The organism is Pseudomonas sp. NyZ480, assembly GCF_029537255.1.
Taxonomy (GTDB): Bacteria; Pseudomonadota; Gammaproteobacteria; order Pseudomonadales; family Pseudomonadaceae; genus Aquipseudomonas; species Aquipseudomonas taiwanensis.
The window spans coordinates 3698649-3715351 of the sequence record NZ_CP120626.1 but is presented as its reverse complement, the minus strand read 5'-3'; the positions used below and the strand labels follow the sequence as shown (position 1 = coordinate 3715351).

Below are 16703 nucleotides of genomic sequence, written 5' to 3'. Positions count from 1 at the left end.
TCGTCAAAGGGCTTGGCTGCGCCGTGAAGGCGGCAGCAACTGGGCAATGGGGCCGGCATTGGCGGCAGCGTCGTGCTGGCCGAAGCAGGCGTTGTAAGTGGCAATGATTTCCCCGGCTATGGACACGGCGATCTCGATCGGCAGCTTGCCTTTGACCTCGGCCAGGCCCATCGGGCAGCGCATGCGTGCCATGACGGCGTCGTCATAGCCGCGCTCGCGCAGACGGTGCTCGAACTTGGTGCGCTTGGTCTTCGAGCCGATCAGACCAAACCAGGTGAAATCGTTGCGCTTCAGAATGGCGGCGGTCAGTTCCAGGTCGAGCTGGTGGTTGTGGGTCATGACGATGCAGTAGCAGCCTGCTGGCAGCTCTGCCACCTCGTCGACCGGTTCCTCGCTGACGACCTTGGTCACACCGTTAGGGATGACCTCGGGAAACTCCTGCTCGCGTGAGTCGATCCAGCGTACTCGGCAGGGCAACGCGGCGAGCAAGGGTACCAGAGCGCGGCCGACATGGCCCGCGCCGAACACAGCGATCTGCGCCTGCACCGCGGCCATGGGTTCGAACAGCAGTACAGTGACGCCGCCGCAGCACTGGCCGAGGCTGGCGCCCAGGCTGAAGCGCTCCAGATGCGGGGTCGTGCGTTGCGCTTCGAGCATCTGCCGGGCGATGTGCAGGGCCTTGTATTCCAGGTGGCCGCCACCGATGGTGTCGAACAGGCCGTCGGCGCTGACCACCATCTTCGAGCCTGCGTTGCGTGGCGTGGAGCCGCGCTCTTCGATGATGGTCACCAGCACGCAGGCTTCGCCACGGGATTGATGGTCGGCGAGGGCGTTGATCCATTGGTGCATGATCCAATTCCTCTTCAGGTAGCTCGGCCCGCTTTGGGGGCGGTGTTACTGAGTCTCTGTTTCCAGTTGCGGTTCGGCCGGTTGCGTGGCCACCGCCCTGCGCATCTGCTCACAGCCCCACAACACCCGCTCCGGCGTCGCTGGCGCGTCGATGTTCGGCTGCTCGCGGTAGTCGGCGATGCTGGCTACGGCATCCTTGATCGCGCACCAGGCAGCGATGCCGAGCATGAACGGTGGCTCGCCCACGGCCTTGGAGTGGAACACGGTGTCTTCCGGGTTCTTGCGGTTCTCCACCAGCTTCACGCGCAGGTCCAGCGGCATGTCGGCCACTGCCGGTATCTTGTAGCTGGCCGGGCCGTTGGTCATCAGCTTGCCCTTGGCGTTCCACACCAGTTCCTCGGTGGTGAGCCAGCCCATGCCCTGGATGAAGCCGCCCTCCACCTGGCCGATGTCGATGGCCGGGTTCAGCGAGTCACCGACGTCATGCAGGATGTCGGCGCGCAGCATCTTGTATTCGCCGGTCAGGGTATCGACGATCACCTCCACGCATGCCGCGCCGAAGGCGAAGTAGTAGAACGGCCGGCCACGCGCCTGGCTGCGGTCGTAGTAGATCTTCGGCGTACGGTAGAAACCGGTGCTCGACAGCGAAACCTGGGCGAAGTACGCCAGCTGAACCAGTTGCTCGAAACTGACGATCTGGTCGCGCACCCGTACATGGCCGTTGCGGAACTCGACGTCTTCCTCGGTCACCTGATAGTGGCGTGCGGCGAATTCGGTGAGGCGCTTCTTGAGGATTTCGGCGGCATTCTGCGCCGCTTTGCCATTGAGGTCGGCGCCGCTGGAGGCGGCGGTCGGCGAGGTGTTGGGCACCTTGTCGGTATTGGTGGCGGTGATCTGGATACGGCTGAAGTCGACCTGGAACACCTGCGCGACCACCTGGGCGACCTTGGTGTTCAGACCCTGGCCCATTTCGGTGCCGCCGTGGTTCAGGTGGATGCTGCCGTCGGTATAGATGTGGATCAGCGCACCGGCCTGGTTGAGGAAGGTGGCGGTGAACGAAATACCGAACTTGACCGGGGTCAGCGCCAGGCCCTTCTTCAGGATCGGGCTGTTGGCGTTGAAGCGGCGGATCGACTCGCGACGCTCGGCATAGTCGCAGCTGGCTTCCAGTTCGGCGGTCATCTCTTCGAGCATGTTGTGCTCGACCGTCTGGTAGTAATGGGTGACGTTGCGCTCGGTCTTGCCGTAGTAGTTGGCTTTGCGTACCTCCAGCGGGTCGCGACCCAGGTGGCGGGCGATGTGGTCCATCACCTGCTCGATGGCGACCATGCCCTGCGGACCGCCAAAGCCACGGTAGGCGGTGTTGGAGGCGGTGTTGGTCTTGCAACGGTGGCCGTGCACGGTGGCATCGCCCAGGTAATAGGCGTTGTCGGAGTGGAACATGGCGCGGTCGACGATCGAACCGGACAGGTCCGGGGAGTAGCCGCAGTTGCCAGCCAGGTCGAAGGTGATGCCATGCAGGCGGCCGTCATCGTCGAAGCCCACGTCGTACTCGACGTAGAACGGGTGACGTTTGCCGGTCATGGTCATGTCTTCGACGCGCGGCAGGCGCATCTTGGTCGGCTGGCCGGTCAGGCGGGCGATCACCGCGCACAGGCACGCCGGGCTGGCCGCCTGGGTTTCCTTGCCTCCGAAACCGCCGCCCATGCGGCGCATGTCGAGCACGATCTTGTTCATCGGCACGTCCAGCACTTCGGCGACCAGCTTCTGCACCTCGGTGGGGTTCTGGGTCGAGCAGTAGACGATCATGCCGCCATCTTCGGTAGGCATTACCGAAGAGATCTGGGTTTCCAGGTAAAAGTGCTCCTGGCCGCCGATGTGCAGGGTGCCTTGCAGGCGGTGCGCAGCGCTGGCCAGGGCTGCGGCCGAATCGCCACGCTGGTGGGTGTGGCTGTCGAGCACGAAGTGCTTCTTGCGAAACGCTTCGACCACATCCAGCACTGGTTCCAGGTCTTCGTACTCGATGATGGCGGCCATGGCCGCACGGCGCGCGGTGTCGAGGTCGCGGGCGGCCACGGCGAGTACCGGTTGGCCGAAGAACTCGACCTTGTCGATGGCCAGCAGCGGGTCACCGGCAACCACCGGGCCGATATCCTTCAGGCCGGGAATGTCTTCGTGGGTAATGGCGATGCGCACACCTTCGAAGGCATAGCAGGGCGTGGTGTCGATGCGCAGGATGCGTGCGTGGGCGCGGTCGGACGTGCGGGCATACACGTGCAGCTGGTTGGGGAACTCCAGGCGATCGTCGATGTACACCGCCTCGCCGGACACATGCTTGTCGGCACTGTCGTGCTTGATGCTGCGACCAACACCGGTGGTCAGGTCCTGGCGGAACAGTTCGGCCATCTCGGCCTGGCTCTTGGCTGCGTGATGGTTAGACATAAGCGGTCACCCGGGTCTCGATGTATGGCGATTGCTGTTCGATGAAGTACTTGCGCAGCAGGTTCTGCGCGGTCAGCAGGCGGTACTCCTTGCTGGCACGGAAGTCGCTGAGCGGGGTGAAGTCCTCGGCCAGCGCCTGGCAGGCGCGTTCGATGCTGGCCTGGTTCCAAGGCTTGCCGCGCAGTGCGGCTTCGCAGGCCCGGGCACGCTTGGGAATGGCGGCCATCCCGCCGAAGGCAATGCGCACACCGCTGACCACGCCATTTTCGATGCTCAGGTTGAACGCCCCGCACACGGCGGAGATGTCGTCGTCCAGGCGCTTGGACACTTTGTAGGCGCGGAACGCCCAGTCAGCGCTGGCGCGGGGCACGATGATCTTCTCGATGAACTCGCTGTCCTGGCGTGCGGTGATGCGGTAGTCGATGAAATAGTCTTCCAGTGCCAGAGTGCGCTGGCGCTGGCCTTGACGCAACACGATCTGCGCGTCCAGGGCGATCAGCAAGGGTGGCGAGTCGCCAATCGGCGAGGCGTTGCCAATGTTCCCGCCCAGGGTGCCCTGGTTGCGGATCTGCAGCGAGGCGAAGCGGTGGAGCAGGGCGCCGAAGTCAGGGTATTCCTCGTTGAGCGCGCCGTAGCAGTCGGTGAGCGGGGTGGCGGCGCCGATTTCCAAGTGGCTGGCGGTTTTCTCGATGCGCTTGAGTTCGGCGACGTGGCCGACGTAGATCATCACCGGCAAGGTCTTGTGGAACTGGGTGACTTCCAGCGCCAGGTCGGTACCACCGGCCAGCAGGCGTGCCTCGGGGTGGGAACTGTACAAGTCGGCCAGGTCGGCCACGGTCAGCGGCACCAGGCAGCGCTTGTCGCCACTGTTGAGCTCGCCGGTCTGGGTCGGGGCAATGGCTTTGAGGCGGCTGATGGTCTGGGCCTGCTGGGCATCGAACTGGTCCCGGCAGGGCTGGGCGCAGCTCTGCTGGGCCGCGTCGAGAATCGGGCGGTAACCGGTGCAACGGCACAGGTTGCCAGCCAGTGCTTCCTGCGCCTGGTGCAGGTCGTGGCCTTCGCTGTTCTTTTGCAGAGCGAACAGCGACATGACAAAACCAGGGGTGCAGAAGCCGCACTGCGAACCGTGGCAGTCGGCCATGGCCTGTTGCACGCTGTGCAGCTTGCCCTGGTGCTTGAGGCCTTCGACGCTGATGAGCTGTTTGCCGTGCAGCGACGAAACGAACGTCAGGCACGAGTTGAGGCTGCGGTAGCGCAAGGTGTCGTTGCCGGCAGCGTCCTGGGTCAGTTCGCCGACCACCACGGTGCAGGCGCCGCAGTCGCCACTGGCGCAGCCCTCCTTGGTGCCGGGTTTGCCCAGGTGCTCGCGCAGGTATTGCAGCACCGTCATGTTCGGGTCCAGGGCGTGCTCACTACGCAGCTCCTGATTGACGAGAAACTGGATCACGGGGAAGGCCTCGCAATGGTTTTATTGTTGTTCGGGCGGACTCTAAGCAGGGCTGACCTGAAGGTCAATATTTTTCTGACTCAAAGGTCAGGAAATTATTCATGCCTACGCCGATTCCACCGAACCCGTCCTTTTCCTAAGCATAGATCGGGCCGTCATCGAGGGCATTGGGCGATGTCAACAAAGGCTGTAGTCCCCCTGCTCGATTGGGCTGCAAGTGCGCTACAATCCCGCCCTTGTCTCCAGTTCAATGATTCTGAAGGAAAACCATGACGTTCAAGGCGCCGGACAGCCTCTCAGAGCAGATTGCCGACTACCTGGCCGAGCGGATCATCCGTGGCGAACTCGCGCCGGGAGAACGTATCCAGGAGCAGAAGGTCACCCAGGCGCTCAATGTCAGCCGTGGCTCGGTGCGTGAGGCCCTGTTGATCCTCGAACGTCGGCATCTGGTCGCGATCTTGCCGCGTCGTGGTGCCCATGTGACCGAACTGGACGAACGCAGCGTGCGCAGCCTGTGCACCTTGATGAGCGAGTTCTACATCCTGCTGGGCAACGCGGTTGCGCAGAAATGGCGCGTCGAGAGCGACCTGTTGCCATTCTTGGGCATTCAGCAGCGCCTGCAGCAAGCGTGCGCCAACAAGGACATCAAGACCTTCGTCGCCGAAAGTTTTGCCGTGATGCGCGCGGCCTACCCGTTTGCCGACAACCCGTTCCTCCAGGAAACCGTCGAGAACCTGCAGCCGGCCATGAGCCGTGCCTACTACCTGTCACTGGATCAGCGCCAGGCCAACATGAACGACTACCTGGAGCTGTTCGCCCGCTTGCTCGACGCCGTGGTCGCCCGAGACCTGCCGCGCATTCGCGAAGTGCTTACCGCCTACGGCCAGCGTAGTTGCGAACTGGTGCTGGCTGCGTTGGCCCGAGTCTGACCGATGCGCCTAAAGTGCATTCGCCTGGCCGGGTTCAAGTCGTTCGTCGACCCGACCACGGTCAACTTCCCCAGCAACATGGCGGCCGTGGTCGGCCCCAACGGCTGTGGCAAGTCCAACATCATCGACGCGGTGCGTTGGGTGATGGGCGAAAGTTCGGCGAAGAACCTGCGTGGCGAGTCGATGACCGATGTCATCTTCAACGGCTCCACCAGCCGCAAGCCTGTCAGCCAGGCCAGCATCGAACTGGTGTTCGACAACAGTGACAATACCCTGGTGGGCGAATACGCCGCCTATGCGGAGATTTCCATCCGTCGCAAGGTGACCCGCGACGGGCAGAACACCTATTACCTGAACGGTGCCAAGTGCCGTCGGCGTGATATCACCGATATTTTTCTCGGCACCGGCCTGGGCCCGCGCAGCTATTCGATCATCGAACAGGGCATGATCTCCAAGCTGATCGAGGCCAAGCCCGAGGAGCTGCGCAATTTCATCGAGGAAGCCGCTGGCATATCCAAATACAAGGAGCGCCGCCGCGAGACCGAGAACCGCATTCGCCGCACCCAGGAAAACCTGGCGCGCCTGACCGACCTGCGCGAAGAACTGGAGCGCCAGTTGGAGCGCCTGCATCGCCAGGCCCAGGCCGCCGAGAAATACCGCGAGTACAAAGCCCAGGAGCGCCAGTTCAAGGCGCGTTTGTCGGCTTTGCGCTGGCGCGACCTAGATGCCCGAGTGCGCCAGCGTGAAGGGGTGATTGGCGATCAGGACGTCGCCCATGAGGCGTTGGTGGCCGAGCAACGCAATGCCGACGCCGCCATCGAGCGCCTGCGCGACGGTCATCACGAGCTGTCCGAACGCTTCAACCAGGTCCAAGGGCGTTTCTACTCGGTGGCCGGCGATATCGCCCGGGTCGAGCAGAGCATTCAGCACGGCCAGCAACGCCTTCGTCAGTTGCAGGACGACCTCAAGGAGGCCGAGCGCACGCGACTGGAGACCGAGTCGCACCTGGGCCACGATCGCACCCTGCTGGCCACGCTGGGCGAAGAGCTGGACAGGCTGCTGCCCGAGCAGGAGCTGGCCCTGGCCGCGGCCGAGGAGGCTGCCGCCATCCTGGAAGAAGCCGAGCAAGGCATGCACGGCTGGCAAGAGCAGTGGGACAGCTTCAATACCCGCTCTGCCGAACCTCGGCGCCAGGCCGAGGTCCAGCAGTCGCGTCTGCAGCAGCTTGAAGCCAGCCTGGAGCGCCTGAGCGAACGCCAGCGCAAACTGACCGAGGAAGGCGAGCAGCTGGGCGCCGACCCGCAGGATGCCGACATGCGGGCCTTGAGCGAGCAGTTGGCAGGCAGTGAAGTACAGCTTGAAGCGCTGCAGTTGGCGGAAGAGCAACTGGTCGACAGCCTTGAGGGCGTGCGTGAGCAGTTGCAGCAGGCGACCCAAGCGCAGCAGCAGGCGCAGGGCGATCTGCAGCGGCTGGGCGGACGCCTGGCCTCGCTCGAGGCATTGCAGCAGGCCGCCCTCGAGCCAGGCGCAGGCATTGCGCAGTGGTTGAGCGAACAAGGCCTGGCGCACCAGCCCCGGCTGGCCGAGGGCTTGCGTGTCGAGCCGGGTTGGGAGCTGGCCGTGGAGACGGTGCTCGGAGCTGACTTGCAAGCGGTGTTGGTCAATGACTTCGCCGGGCTTGATTTCACGCACCTCGAGCAGGGCGAGCTGCGTTTGCTGCTGGCCGACGAGGAGGGTGCGCGCCCGGCCGGCAGCCTGCTGGACAAGGTCGAAGGTCGTACCGACCTGGCCCCGTGGCTGGCCCAGGTCAAGCCGGTGGAGGACCTCGCGCAAGCCTTGGCCCTGCGCGCCTCCCTGGGCGAAGGTCAGAGCTTGGTGAGCCGCGACGGCTACTGGGTGGGCCGGCACTTCCTGCGCATCAGCCGTGGTGGAGACGCCCAGGGTGGTGTGCTGGCCCGTGGCCAGGAAATCGAGCGCCTGGGCTTCGACCAGGCTGAGCAGGAGGCGGCGCTCGAGGTGCTCGAACAACGGTTGCAGGCCCTGCGCGAGCAGCAACTGGACCACGAAGAGCAGCGAGAGCAACTGCGCCGCCGCACCCAGGAGCAAACCCTACAGCACGGCGAGCTCAACTCGCGCCTGTCGGCCGCCCGTGCGCGTGCCGAGCAGTTGGAACTGCGCCGCGGCCGCTTGCACGAAGAGCTGGTCGAGTTGCAGGAGCAACGCGCCGTGGAGCATGAGCAATTGGGCGAAGCGCGCCTGTTGCTGCAAGAGGCGCTGGACCTCATGGCACAGGACGCCGAGCAGCGCGAAGCGCTGATGGCCCGGCGCGATACCTTGCGCGAGGGTCTCGACCGTGTGCGACAGGAGGCCCGTCAGCACAAGGACCATGCCCACCAACTCGCCGTGCGCCTGGGTTCGTTGCGCGCCCAGCACGACTCCACTCGCCAGGCTCTGGAGCGTCTGGAGCAGCAGGCTGCGCGCCTTGGCGAGCGCCAGGAGCAATTGAGCCTCAATCTGGAGGAGGGCGAAGCGCCGCTCGAAGAACTGCGTCTGAAGCTGGAGGAGTTGCTGGAGCGGCGCATGAGCGTCGACGAGGAAATGCGCCAGGCGCGTCTGCACATGGATGAGGCCGACCGCGAACTGCGAGAGGCCGAGAAGCGCCGTACCCAGGCCGAACAGCAGGCACAGTTGCTGCGTGGCCAGTTGGAGCAGTTGCGCCTGGAGTGCCAGGGCCTGGACGTGCGCCGCAAGACGCTGCAGGAGCAACTTCTGGCCGATGGCTATGATTTGCAGGGCGTGCTCGCCACGTTGGAACCTGAGGCCAGCGAGCAGGGCACCGAGCAGGAGCTTGAGCAGTTGGAGGCGCGCATCCAGCGCCTGGGCGCGATCAACCTGGCGGCGATCGAAGAATACGAGCAGCAGTCCGAGCGCAAGCGCTATCTGGATGCTCAGGACGCCGACCTGGTCGAAGCTCTGGAGACCCTGGAGAACGTCATTCGCAAGATCGACAAGGAAACCCGCAACCGCTTCAAGGATACCTTTGATCAGATAAATGCCGGATTACAGGCGCTTTTCCCAAAAGTTTTCGGTGGCGGCAGCGCGTATCTGGAACTGACGGGCGAAGATTTACTCGATACAGGGGTGACGATCATGGCGCGTCCGCCGGGCAAGAAGAACAGCACCATCCATTTGCTGTCCGGCGGCGAAAAGGCACTGACCGCATTGGCGCTGGTGTTTGCCATCTTCAAGTTGAACCCCGCACCGTTCTGCATGCTCGACGAAGTCGATGCACCGCTGGACGATGCCAACGTCGGGCGCTACGCCCGTTTGGTCAAGGACATGAGTGAAAGCGTGCAATTTATCTACATCACCCACAACAAGATTGCCATGGAGATGGCCGATCAATTGATGGGGGTGACCATGCATGAGCCTGGGTGCTCACGTCTTGTTGCAGTTGATGTGGAGGAGGCTCTGGCCATGGTCGACGCCTGATGAGCGAAGATAGGGCAGAATGTGTGGGCAAATGCCCCCGTCATGTGCGACAGACGGTGTAAAGTTGTCTTTGGTCGTGCTAGCTTAATGTCACTCGTTTTTTGCGTGGGTAAAACGCCTGTCAGAACATAGAGTTGGCGCCACGTGTTAAAGGGCTTTGAACCCTTTGTTTTCAAGCATATTTTTATAGAGGCACGGGATTACATGGAAATCGGTCTGCGCGAGTGGCTGATCGTCATCGGCATCATTGTCATCGCCGGTATTCTTTTCGACGGCTGGCGCCGCATGCGCGGCGGTAAAGGCAAGTTGAAGTTCCGTCTGGATCGCAGCTACTCCAACCTGCCGGACGACGAAGGCAGTGCCGAGGTGCTTGGCCCATCGCGGGTGCTGGACACCCACAAGGAGCCGGAGCTGGACGAGAGCGACCTGCCTTCGGTCAGTGCGCCCGAGCGTGAGCGTGAGCGCGAACCCAAGCCTGCCAAGGCCAACAAGCGCGGCAAGCGTACCGCGCAAGCCCAACAGGGTGACCTGAACCTGGTTGCCGAGCAGCGCGAGCCCGATCTGTTCGACGATGCCGATGAAGGTCTGGCCGCGGACAACAATCGCAACAGCGGTTTTGCTGCCAGCGGCAACGCGGCCAAAGAGCTGCCACCTGTCGAAGAGGTGCTGGTGATCAGTGTCATCTCCCGTGACGAAGGTGGTTTCAAGGGGCCGGCGCTGCTGCAGAACATTCTCGAGAGCGGCCTGCGCTTCGGTGAAATGGATATTTTCCACCGTCACGAAAGCATGGCCGGTCACGGCGAAGTGCTGTTCTCGATGGCCAACGCGGTCAAGCCAGGCGTCTTCGACCTGGACGACATCGACCACTTCAGCACCCGGGCCGTGAGTTTCTTCCTCGGTCTGCCAGGCCCGCGCCATCCAAAGCAGGCCTTCGATGTGATGGTGGCCGCGGCACGCAAGCTGGCCCATGAGCTCAATGGCGAGCTCAAGGACGACCAGCGCAGCGTGCTGACCGCCCAGACCATCGAGCACTACCGCCAGCGTATCGTCGAGTTCGAGCGCCGTGCGTTGACTCAGAAGCGCTGACAGAAGGATCCAAACGAAAGAGCAGCCTGTTGGCTGCTTTTTTGCTTTGCAAGAGAGCCAAAAATGACTGCCGAAACCCGAATTCTCGAACTGCGAGCCGAGCTCGATCAGCACAACTACCGCTATTACGTGCTCGACGAGCCAAGCATCCCAGATGCCGAGTACGACCGCCTGTTCAACGAACTCAAGGCGCTGGAGGCCGAATACCCGCACCTGGTGACGCCCGACTCGCCGACTCAGCGCGTCGGTGGTCATGCCTTGGCGGCATTCAGCCAGGTCCGTCACGAAGTGCCGATGCTCAGCCTCGGCAACGCCTTCGACGAGGCCGACCTGCGCGAGTTCGGCCGGCGCGTGGCCGAAGGGCTCGATCAGTCCGGTGCGGTCGATTTCAGTTGCGAGCCCAAGCTCGATGGCCTTGCGGTCAGCCTGTTGTACCGTGATGGCCAGTTGGTGCAAGGCGCGACCCGAGGTGATGGCACCACCGGCGAAGACATCAGCGCCAACGTGCGCACCGTGCGGAATATCCCGCTCAAGCTCCAGGGCCAGGGGTGGCCTGCCGTGCTTGAAGTGCGCGGTGAGGTGTACATGAGCAAGGCCGGGTTCGACCGACTCAACGCTGTCCAGGCCGCTGCTGGCGGCAAGACCTTCGCCAACCCACGCAACGCGGCGGCCGGCAGCCTGCGTCAGTTGGACCCGAAGATCACTGCCAGTCGCCCGCTGGAATTCTGCAGCTATGGCGTGGGGCAGGTCTCCGAGAGCATCGGCGAAAGCCACATTGGTATCCTCGAACAACTCAAGCAATGGGGCCTGCCGATCAGCCGCGAACTCAAGCACGCGGCGGGCATCGAAGAGTGCCTGGCCTATTACCACGACATCGGTGAGCGGCGTAGCAGCCTGGCCTACGAAATCGACGGCGTGGTGTTCAAGGTCAACAGTCTGGCCGCGCAGCGCGAGCTGGGCTTCCGCGCCCGAGAGCCGCGCTGGGCCGTGGCCCACAAGTTCCCCGCCATGGAAGAGCTGACCGAAGTGCTGGATGTCGAGTTCCAGGTCGGTCGTACCGGAGCGGTCACTCCCGTGGCACGCCTGAAGCCGGTCAAGGTCGCCGGCGTGACCGTGTCAAACGCCACCCTGCACAACATGGATGAAATTGCGCGCTTGGGGCTGCGTATCGGTGACACGGTGATCATTCGCCGCGCCGGTGACGTTATCCCGCAGGTGATGCAGGTGGTGCTCGAGCGTCGTCCCGAAGATGCCCGTCCGGTGGAGGTGCCTAGCGAATGCCCGGTGTGCGGCTCGCAGGTCGAGCGCACCCAGTTGGTCAAGCGCAGCAAGGGCAAGGAAACCACCAGCGAGGGCGCGGTGTATCGCTGTGTCGGTCGCCTGGCCTGCGGTGCCCAGCTCAAGCAAGCGATCATTCACTACGTGTCCCGTCGCGCCATGGACATCGACGGCCTGGGTGAAAAGAGCGTCGAGCAGTTGGTGGATGAGGGGCTGATCGGCTCGCCGGCGGACCTGTACAAGCTGGCGTTCGAGCAGATCGTTGGTCTGGAAGGTTTCGCTGAGGTCTCCAGCAAGAAGCTGCTGGACGCCATCGAGGCCAGCAAGCGCCCGAGCCTTGCACGCTTCATCTATGCCTTGGGCATTCCGGATGTGGGCGAGGAGACCGCCAAGGTCCTGGCTCGCTCGCTGGGTAGCCTGGCGCGGGTTCAGAAGGCGCTGCCGCAGGTGCTGACCTACCTGCCGGACATCGGGCTCGAAGTGGCCTATGAGATTCATAACTTCTTTGAAGACGACCACAACCGCAAGGTCATCGAGCAACTGTTCGCCAGCGGCATGCAGTTGCAGGACGAGGGCGAGGTGGCAGCGGAGTTCGCGGCCAGCACCACCTTGGCCGGCATGATCGCCAAGCTCGATATCGCCTCGGTCGGCCCGACGGGGGCGGAAAAGCTGGTGGCCAAGCTCGACAGCCTGGACAAGATCATCGAAGCCGACGGCATCGACTTGCGCCAGGTCTTGAACACCAAGCAGGCCGATGCGGTGCGCGAATTCTTCCGCGACGAGGCCAACCAGAAGCTTGCACGGGCTCTCGAGGCTCAGTTGCTGGAGTTCGGCATGCACTGGAGCAATGAGAAAAAAGTTGCCGAAGGGCTGCCGCTGGCCGGTCAGACCTGGGTGCTGACCGGGACCCTGGAGCGCATGAGTCGCGACATCGCCAAGGAAAAACTCGAAAGCCTGGGCGCCAAGGTAGCCGGCTCGGTGTCCGGCAAGACCCATTGCGTGGTTGCCGGTCCCGGTGCCGGTTCCAAGCTGGCCAAGGCCAGTGAGCTGGGGGTGAGGGTGCTGGATGAGGATGCATTTGTTGCGTTCTTGGCCGATCAGGGTATTGCTATCTAGGGGCCTGCCGTGATCCTGGGGCGCCGCGGCCCGTGTAGCGGCCGGCTTAGCGGCGACGAGTCAGGCGCGTCAGGACAAGTCATTGAGAAATGATGACTTTTTCTCGCCGCAGAGGTTGTAAGTTCGCCCCAGACCGGTACAATGGCGCGGCTCGTCACATGGCGAGCCGCGTAGTGGTGGCCCCATCGGTCCCCCCGCATTGATTAACCGTTAACCCGGTCAGGCCCGGAAGGGAGCAGCCGTAGCGGTGACATCGAGTGCCGGGGTGTGGCTGGTGGGGCCGCCTCCATTACGCAAGTCCTTGAATTCTCAAGGATTTCTCGCTCCAGCATCCCCAGAGTCGAACAACGTATTGGTACGCCCCAGTGGTGGTCGCTGAGCGGCTGCTATCGCCTGTGCGTCGCGATAGGTTGCGTGGTTGATTTAGATCAGTTTCGGGTGTGCGGCCAGGATTAGATTGGACAGTGGCGCTCCACTCCCTACCCTGACCTTGCGCGCAAGGAGCTGAACCATGAAAGCCTCCAAATTCGCCGTTATCGCTTTGGCAGCAGTGCTTTTCCCGGCGCTGATCTATGCCCAGCAGGACGCTGGCGTCGCCAAGCCGGCCGAGCAGTCCATGAGTGTCGAGAAGTTCGATCAACAGATGGCCAAGGCCCAGGAAAATCTGAAGAAGATGCAGGAGCAGATGAGCCTTATCCAGAAAACCACCGACCCTGCTCAGCGGCAGAAGCTGATGCAGGAGCACCAGGCAATGATGCAGCAGAGCATGCAGATGATGTCCGGGATGTGGGGTGCGGGCATGATGGGATGCTGTGCAGGCGGCAAGATGGGCGGGCCTATGATGGGCGGCGGCCACAAGATGGGCTGGGGGCAAATGGGCAGCCATTACTCGCAGATGACGCCCGAGCAGATGAAGCAGCATCAATACATGATGGACAGGTACATGGGCATGCAGCAGATGATGATGGAGCAGATGATGCAGCATCAGCAACACATGGCTGCGCCGTCTCGCTGAGCCCAGGGCAACCCCTCTGGCATCCCGGTGGCTGATCTCTTCTTGGTAGAGGGGGTATGGCGCAGCCGTGCCCCAATCAAGGCGAGCCCAGTGCCCACCGCATCAAGGTAGAGCCGCCGAGGCGTCTCCCGGATATTCCACGGCCCCATACCGCCGGGTGATCCGTTCGATCTCTCCCGATTGCTTCATCCTCACCAGCGCCCGGAGCAACCCCTGGGTCGGTATCGCCGGATCATTGCGCACCATGCAGCCTAGGGACTGCTCTTCCAGCACGGCCACTGCCTTCAGGTGCTGCTCGGCCGGCAAGCGTTGGTTGAACCACTGCAGTGACATCAGGTTGCTCACCGCATGCCGATAGCGACCCGCCTCGAGCTTCTGCAGCACCAGCACCTGGTTACGGCTGTCTTCACGGTGCAGGCGCTGCTGCTTGAACAGGGGCTCGAGCGAGGCATAGGTGTACCCCAACACCGTGCCGATGGCTTGCGGTGGCAACTGCTCCACACTGGCAGGGCTGCGCTCGCCGGGGCGGCCGACCAGCACATCGCGCTGGGTGAACAGAGGAATGCTCCAGACGAAATCTCCAGGGCGGTCATTGAACCACAGGGTGCTGACGTAACAGCGCACGTCGATATCGCCGTCGTTCATCGCCTGCTGCAAGCGTAGGCGGGCCATCAGGTGGTATTCAGGGCGGACACCGGCTTCGCGGGCCAGGGCCTGCATCAGGTCGTACAGCATGCCCTCCACCGGCCGACCCTTTTCGGTACGAATCAGCGGCATGCTCCAGCTCTCGACGACGGAGAAGCGCAGCACTGGCTGCTCGGCCAGGCTGTGGGTGGTCCAGAACAACAACAGGGCCAGCAGTCTTCGCAAGGGCTTTCCTCCCGGAACTTCCTGCGCCAGTTCCTTAGCTTAGACGAACCGCGCAGGGTGCAATTTTGCCCCCGCTCCGCTAGGATTAGCGATCCTTCGCTCGATCAGGCTACGATGGTTTTTCGATGAGTTATCAGGTTCTTGCACGTAAATGGCGTCCGCGCTCGTTCCGCGAAATGGTCGGCCAGACCCATGTGCTCAAGGCCTTGATCAACGCGCTGGACAATCAGCGCCTGCATCACGCCTACCTGTTCACCGGCACCCGCGGGGTCGGCAAGACTACCATTGCGCGCATCATAGCCAAATGCCTGAACTGCGAAACCGGCATCACGTCCACGCCTTGTGGCACCTGTTCGGTGTGCCGTGAGATCGACGAGGGCCGTTTCGTCGACCTGATCGAGATCGACGCCGCCAGCCGAACCAAGGTGGAAGACACCCGCGAACTGCTCGATAACGTGCAGTACGCGCCAAGCCGCGGACGCTTCAAGGTCTACCTGATCGACGAAGTGCACATGCTGTCCACTCACTCGTTCAACGCCTTGCTCAAGACGCTGGAAGAGCCGCCGCCCTACGTCAAGTTCATCCTGGCCACCACCGACCCGCAGAAGCTGCCGGCCACAATCTTGTCGCGTTGCTTGCAGTTCTCGCTGAAGAACATGAGCCCCGAGCGGGTGGTCGAGCACCTGAGTCACGTGCTCACGGCCGAGAACGTGCCGTTCGAGCCGGATGCGCTGTGGTTGCTCGGACGTGCCGCCGATGGCTCGATGCGCGACGCCATGAGCCTTACCGACCAAGCCATCGCCTTCGGTGAGGGTAAGGTGCTGGCCGCTGACGTGCGTGCCATGCTCGGCAGCCTTGACCATGGCCAGGTCTATGGCGTGCTCCAGGCGTTGCTGGAAGGCGATGCCCGTGCCCTGCTCGAAGCGGTGCGCAACCTGGCCGAGCAAGGGCCGGACTGGAGTGGCGTACTGGCTGAAATGCTCAATGTGTTGCACCGGGTGGCCATCGCCCAGGCTTTGCCAGAGGCGGTGGACAATGGCCAGGGCGATCGTGAGCGAGTGCTGGCCCTGGCGGCGGCGTTGCCCGCCGAGGACGTGCAGTTCTATTACCAGATGGGCCTGATCGGCCGTCGTGACCTGCCGTTGGCGCCGGACCCTCGGGGCGGCTTCGAGATGGTGCTGTTGCGCATGCTGGCGTTCCGTCCGGCCGATACCGATGATGCGCCGAAACCGGTACTAAAGCCGGTGGGGATCAGCCAGGCCACAGCTGATTCTGCGAAACCGGTGGCAGCGGCGGCGGTTGCTGTTGCGTCGCCCGTTGTCGAGGCGCCGCCGGCGCCTGCGGTCGAGCAGGTGGTCGCGGAGCCGGCGCCGGAAGCTGAGCCAGAAGTGGCTCATTCGGAGCCTGCACCTGTAGAAGAGGTTGTCGACCTGCCGTGGGAGGAGCCCGCGGCCCAGCCAGCTCCGAAGGCCATCGAGCCCGTTCCGGCGCCTGTGCCTGTGAAGCCCGAGCCACCAAGCGCACCGCCAGCCTTCGAGGCGCCACCGTTCGATCCGAATGCCTATGCTCCAGCAGGCATGGACCGTGACGATGAGCCGCCGATGGACGACGACTACTATGCTGGCGACAGCGAGCCGATGGGCTTCAGCTACCTCGACGAATTGGCCGAACACGTTCAGGAAGACCAGCCTGTCGCAGCCCTAGAGCCGTTGCCTGCTGCCCAGCCAGCCACCGGTCTGGCCTTGCAATGGCTGGAATTATTCCCACAGTTGCCTGTCTCCGGTATGACAGGCAACATCGCGGCAAACTGTACGCTGATCGCGGCAGACGGTGATGACTGGCTGTTGCACCTGGATCCCGGGCAGGGCGCGCTGTTCAACAGCACTCAGCAGCGCCGCTTGAACGAAGCGCTCAACCAGCACCTGGGGCGTACCCTGAACCTTAGGATCGAGTTGGTGCGCCCCGAGCAGGAGACGCCCGCCCAAGCCGCATCGCGCAAGCGCGCCGAGCGCCAGCATGAGGCGGTGGTGTCGATCGAGCAGGACCCCTTGATCCAGCAGATGATCAAACTGTTCGGTGCCACGGTCCGGCACGATACTATTGAGCCTGTAGACGCCCTGGTCAGCCAGGGCCAGTAACGGATAACCATGCGCCCGGCCACCCGTCGGGCTGCATCACA

Annotated in this window: 10 protein-coding genes and 1 other RNA gene; 7 read left to right on the top strand and 4 right to left on the bottom strand. The window is 63.2% G+C overall.

Features of this window, described 5'->3' with window-relative positions; translation table 11 throughout:
• Positions 1–3 precede the first annotated feature (3 nt).
• From xdhC to xdhA, 3 genes are read right to left on the bottom strand one after another with little or no spacing between them, the layout of a single operon-like run.
• Positions 4–849, bottom strand: coding sequence for a xanthine dehydrogenase accessory protein XdhC (xdhC, locus tag P3R38_RS16980; RefSeq protein WP_023381440.1), 846 nt, complete (start codon positions 847–849; stop codon positions 4–6).
• 45 nt (positions 850–894) lie between these two features.
• Positions 895–3291: a xanthine dehydrogenase molybdopterin binding subunit gene (gene xdhB / locus P3R38_RS16975; protein ID WP_277686448.1), complete on the bottom strand. Its 2397-nt coding sequence runs from the start codon at positions 3289–3291 to the stop codon at positions 895–897.
• Positions 3284–4738, bottom strand: coding sequence for a xanthine dehydrogenase small subunit (gene xdhA, locus P3R38_RS16970; RefSeq protein WP_023381438.1), 1455 nt, complete (start codon positions 4736–4738; stop codon positions 3284–3286). The genes xdhB and xdhA overlap by 8 nt, the downstream gene beginning before the upstream one ends.
• 269 nt (positions 4739–5007) lie before the next feature.
• Between xdhA and P3R38_RS16965 the strand changes: the two genes are divergently transcribed.
• From P3R38_RS16965 to P3R38_RS16940, 6 genes are all read left to right on the top strand, one after another.
• Positions 5008–5667, top strand: a complete 660-nt coding sequence (locus tag P3R38_RS16965; RefSeq protein WP_023381437.1) for a GntR family transcriptional regulator — start codon at positions 5008–5010, stop codon at positions 5665–5667.
• A 3-nt stretch (positions 5668–5670) separates the two neighbouring features.
• Positions 5671–9159, top strand: a complete 3489-nt coding sequence (gene smc / locus P3R38_RS16960) for a chromosome segregation protein SMC (protein WP_277686447.1) — start codon at positions 5671–5673, stop codon at positions 9157–9159.
• Between the two features lie 204 nt (positions 9160–9363).
• Positions 9364–10245, top strand: a complete 882-nt coding sequence (zipA, locus tag P3R38_RS16955) for a cell division protein ZipA (RefSeq protein ID WP_104881441.1) — start codon at positions 9364–9366, stop codon at positions 10243–10245.
• A 63-nt stretch (positions 10246–10308) separates the two neighbouring features.
• A complete protein-coding gene (gene ligA / locus P3R38_RS16950) occupies positions 10309–12639 on the top strand; it encodes an NAD-dependent DNA ligase LigA (RefSeq protein WP_023381434.1) in 2331 nt (776 codons plus the stop codon).
• Between the two features lie 183 nt (positions 12640–12822).
• An RNA gene (gene ffs, locus P3R38_RS16945) (signal recognition particle sRNA small type) lies at positions 12823–12919 on the top strand.
• 231 nt (positions 12920–13150) lie between these two features.
• Entirely contained in the window at positions 13151–13654 is a 504-nt protein-coding gene (locus tag P3R38_RS16940) for a hypothetical protein (RefSeq protein ID WP_104883437.1), read from the top strand.
• A gap of 102 nt (positions 13655–13756) precedes the next feature.
• On the opposite strand, the gene P3R38_RS16935 is transcribed toward P3R38_RS16940, so the two are convergent.
• Positions 13757–14524 carry a transporter substrate-binding domain-containing protein gene (locus P3R38_RS16935; RefSeq protein ID WP_023381420.1) on the bottom strand — a complete coding sequence of 256 codons (768 nt, stop codon included), beginning with the start codon at positions 14522–14524 and terminating at the stop codon, positions 13757–13759.
• A 125-nt stretch (positions 14525–14649) separates the two neighbouring features.
• On the opposite strand from P3R38_RS16935, the gene dnaX reads away from it, so the two are divergent.
• Positions 14650–16662 carry a DNA polymerase III subunit gamma/tau gene (gene dnaX / locus P3R38_RS16930; protein WP_277686446.1) on the top strand — a complete coding sequence of 671 codons (2013 nt, stop codon included), beginning with the start codon at positions 14650–14652 and terminating at the stop codon, positions 16660–16662.
• Positions 16663–16703 lie beyond the last annotated feature (41 nt).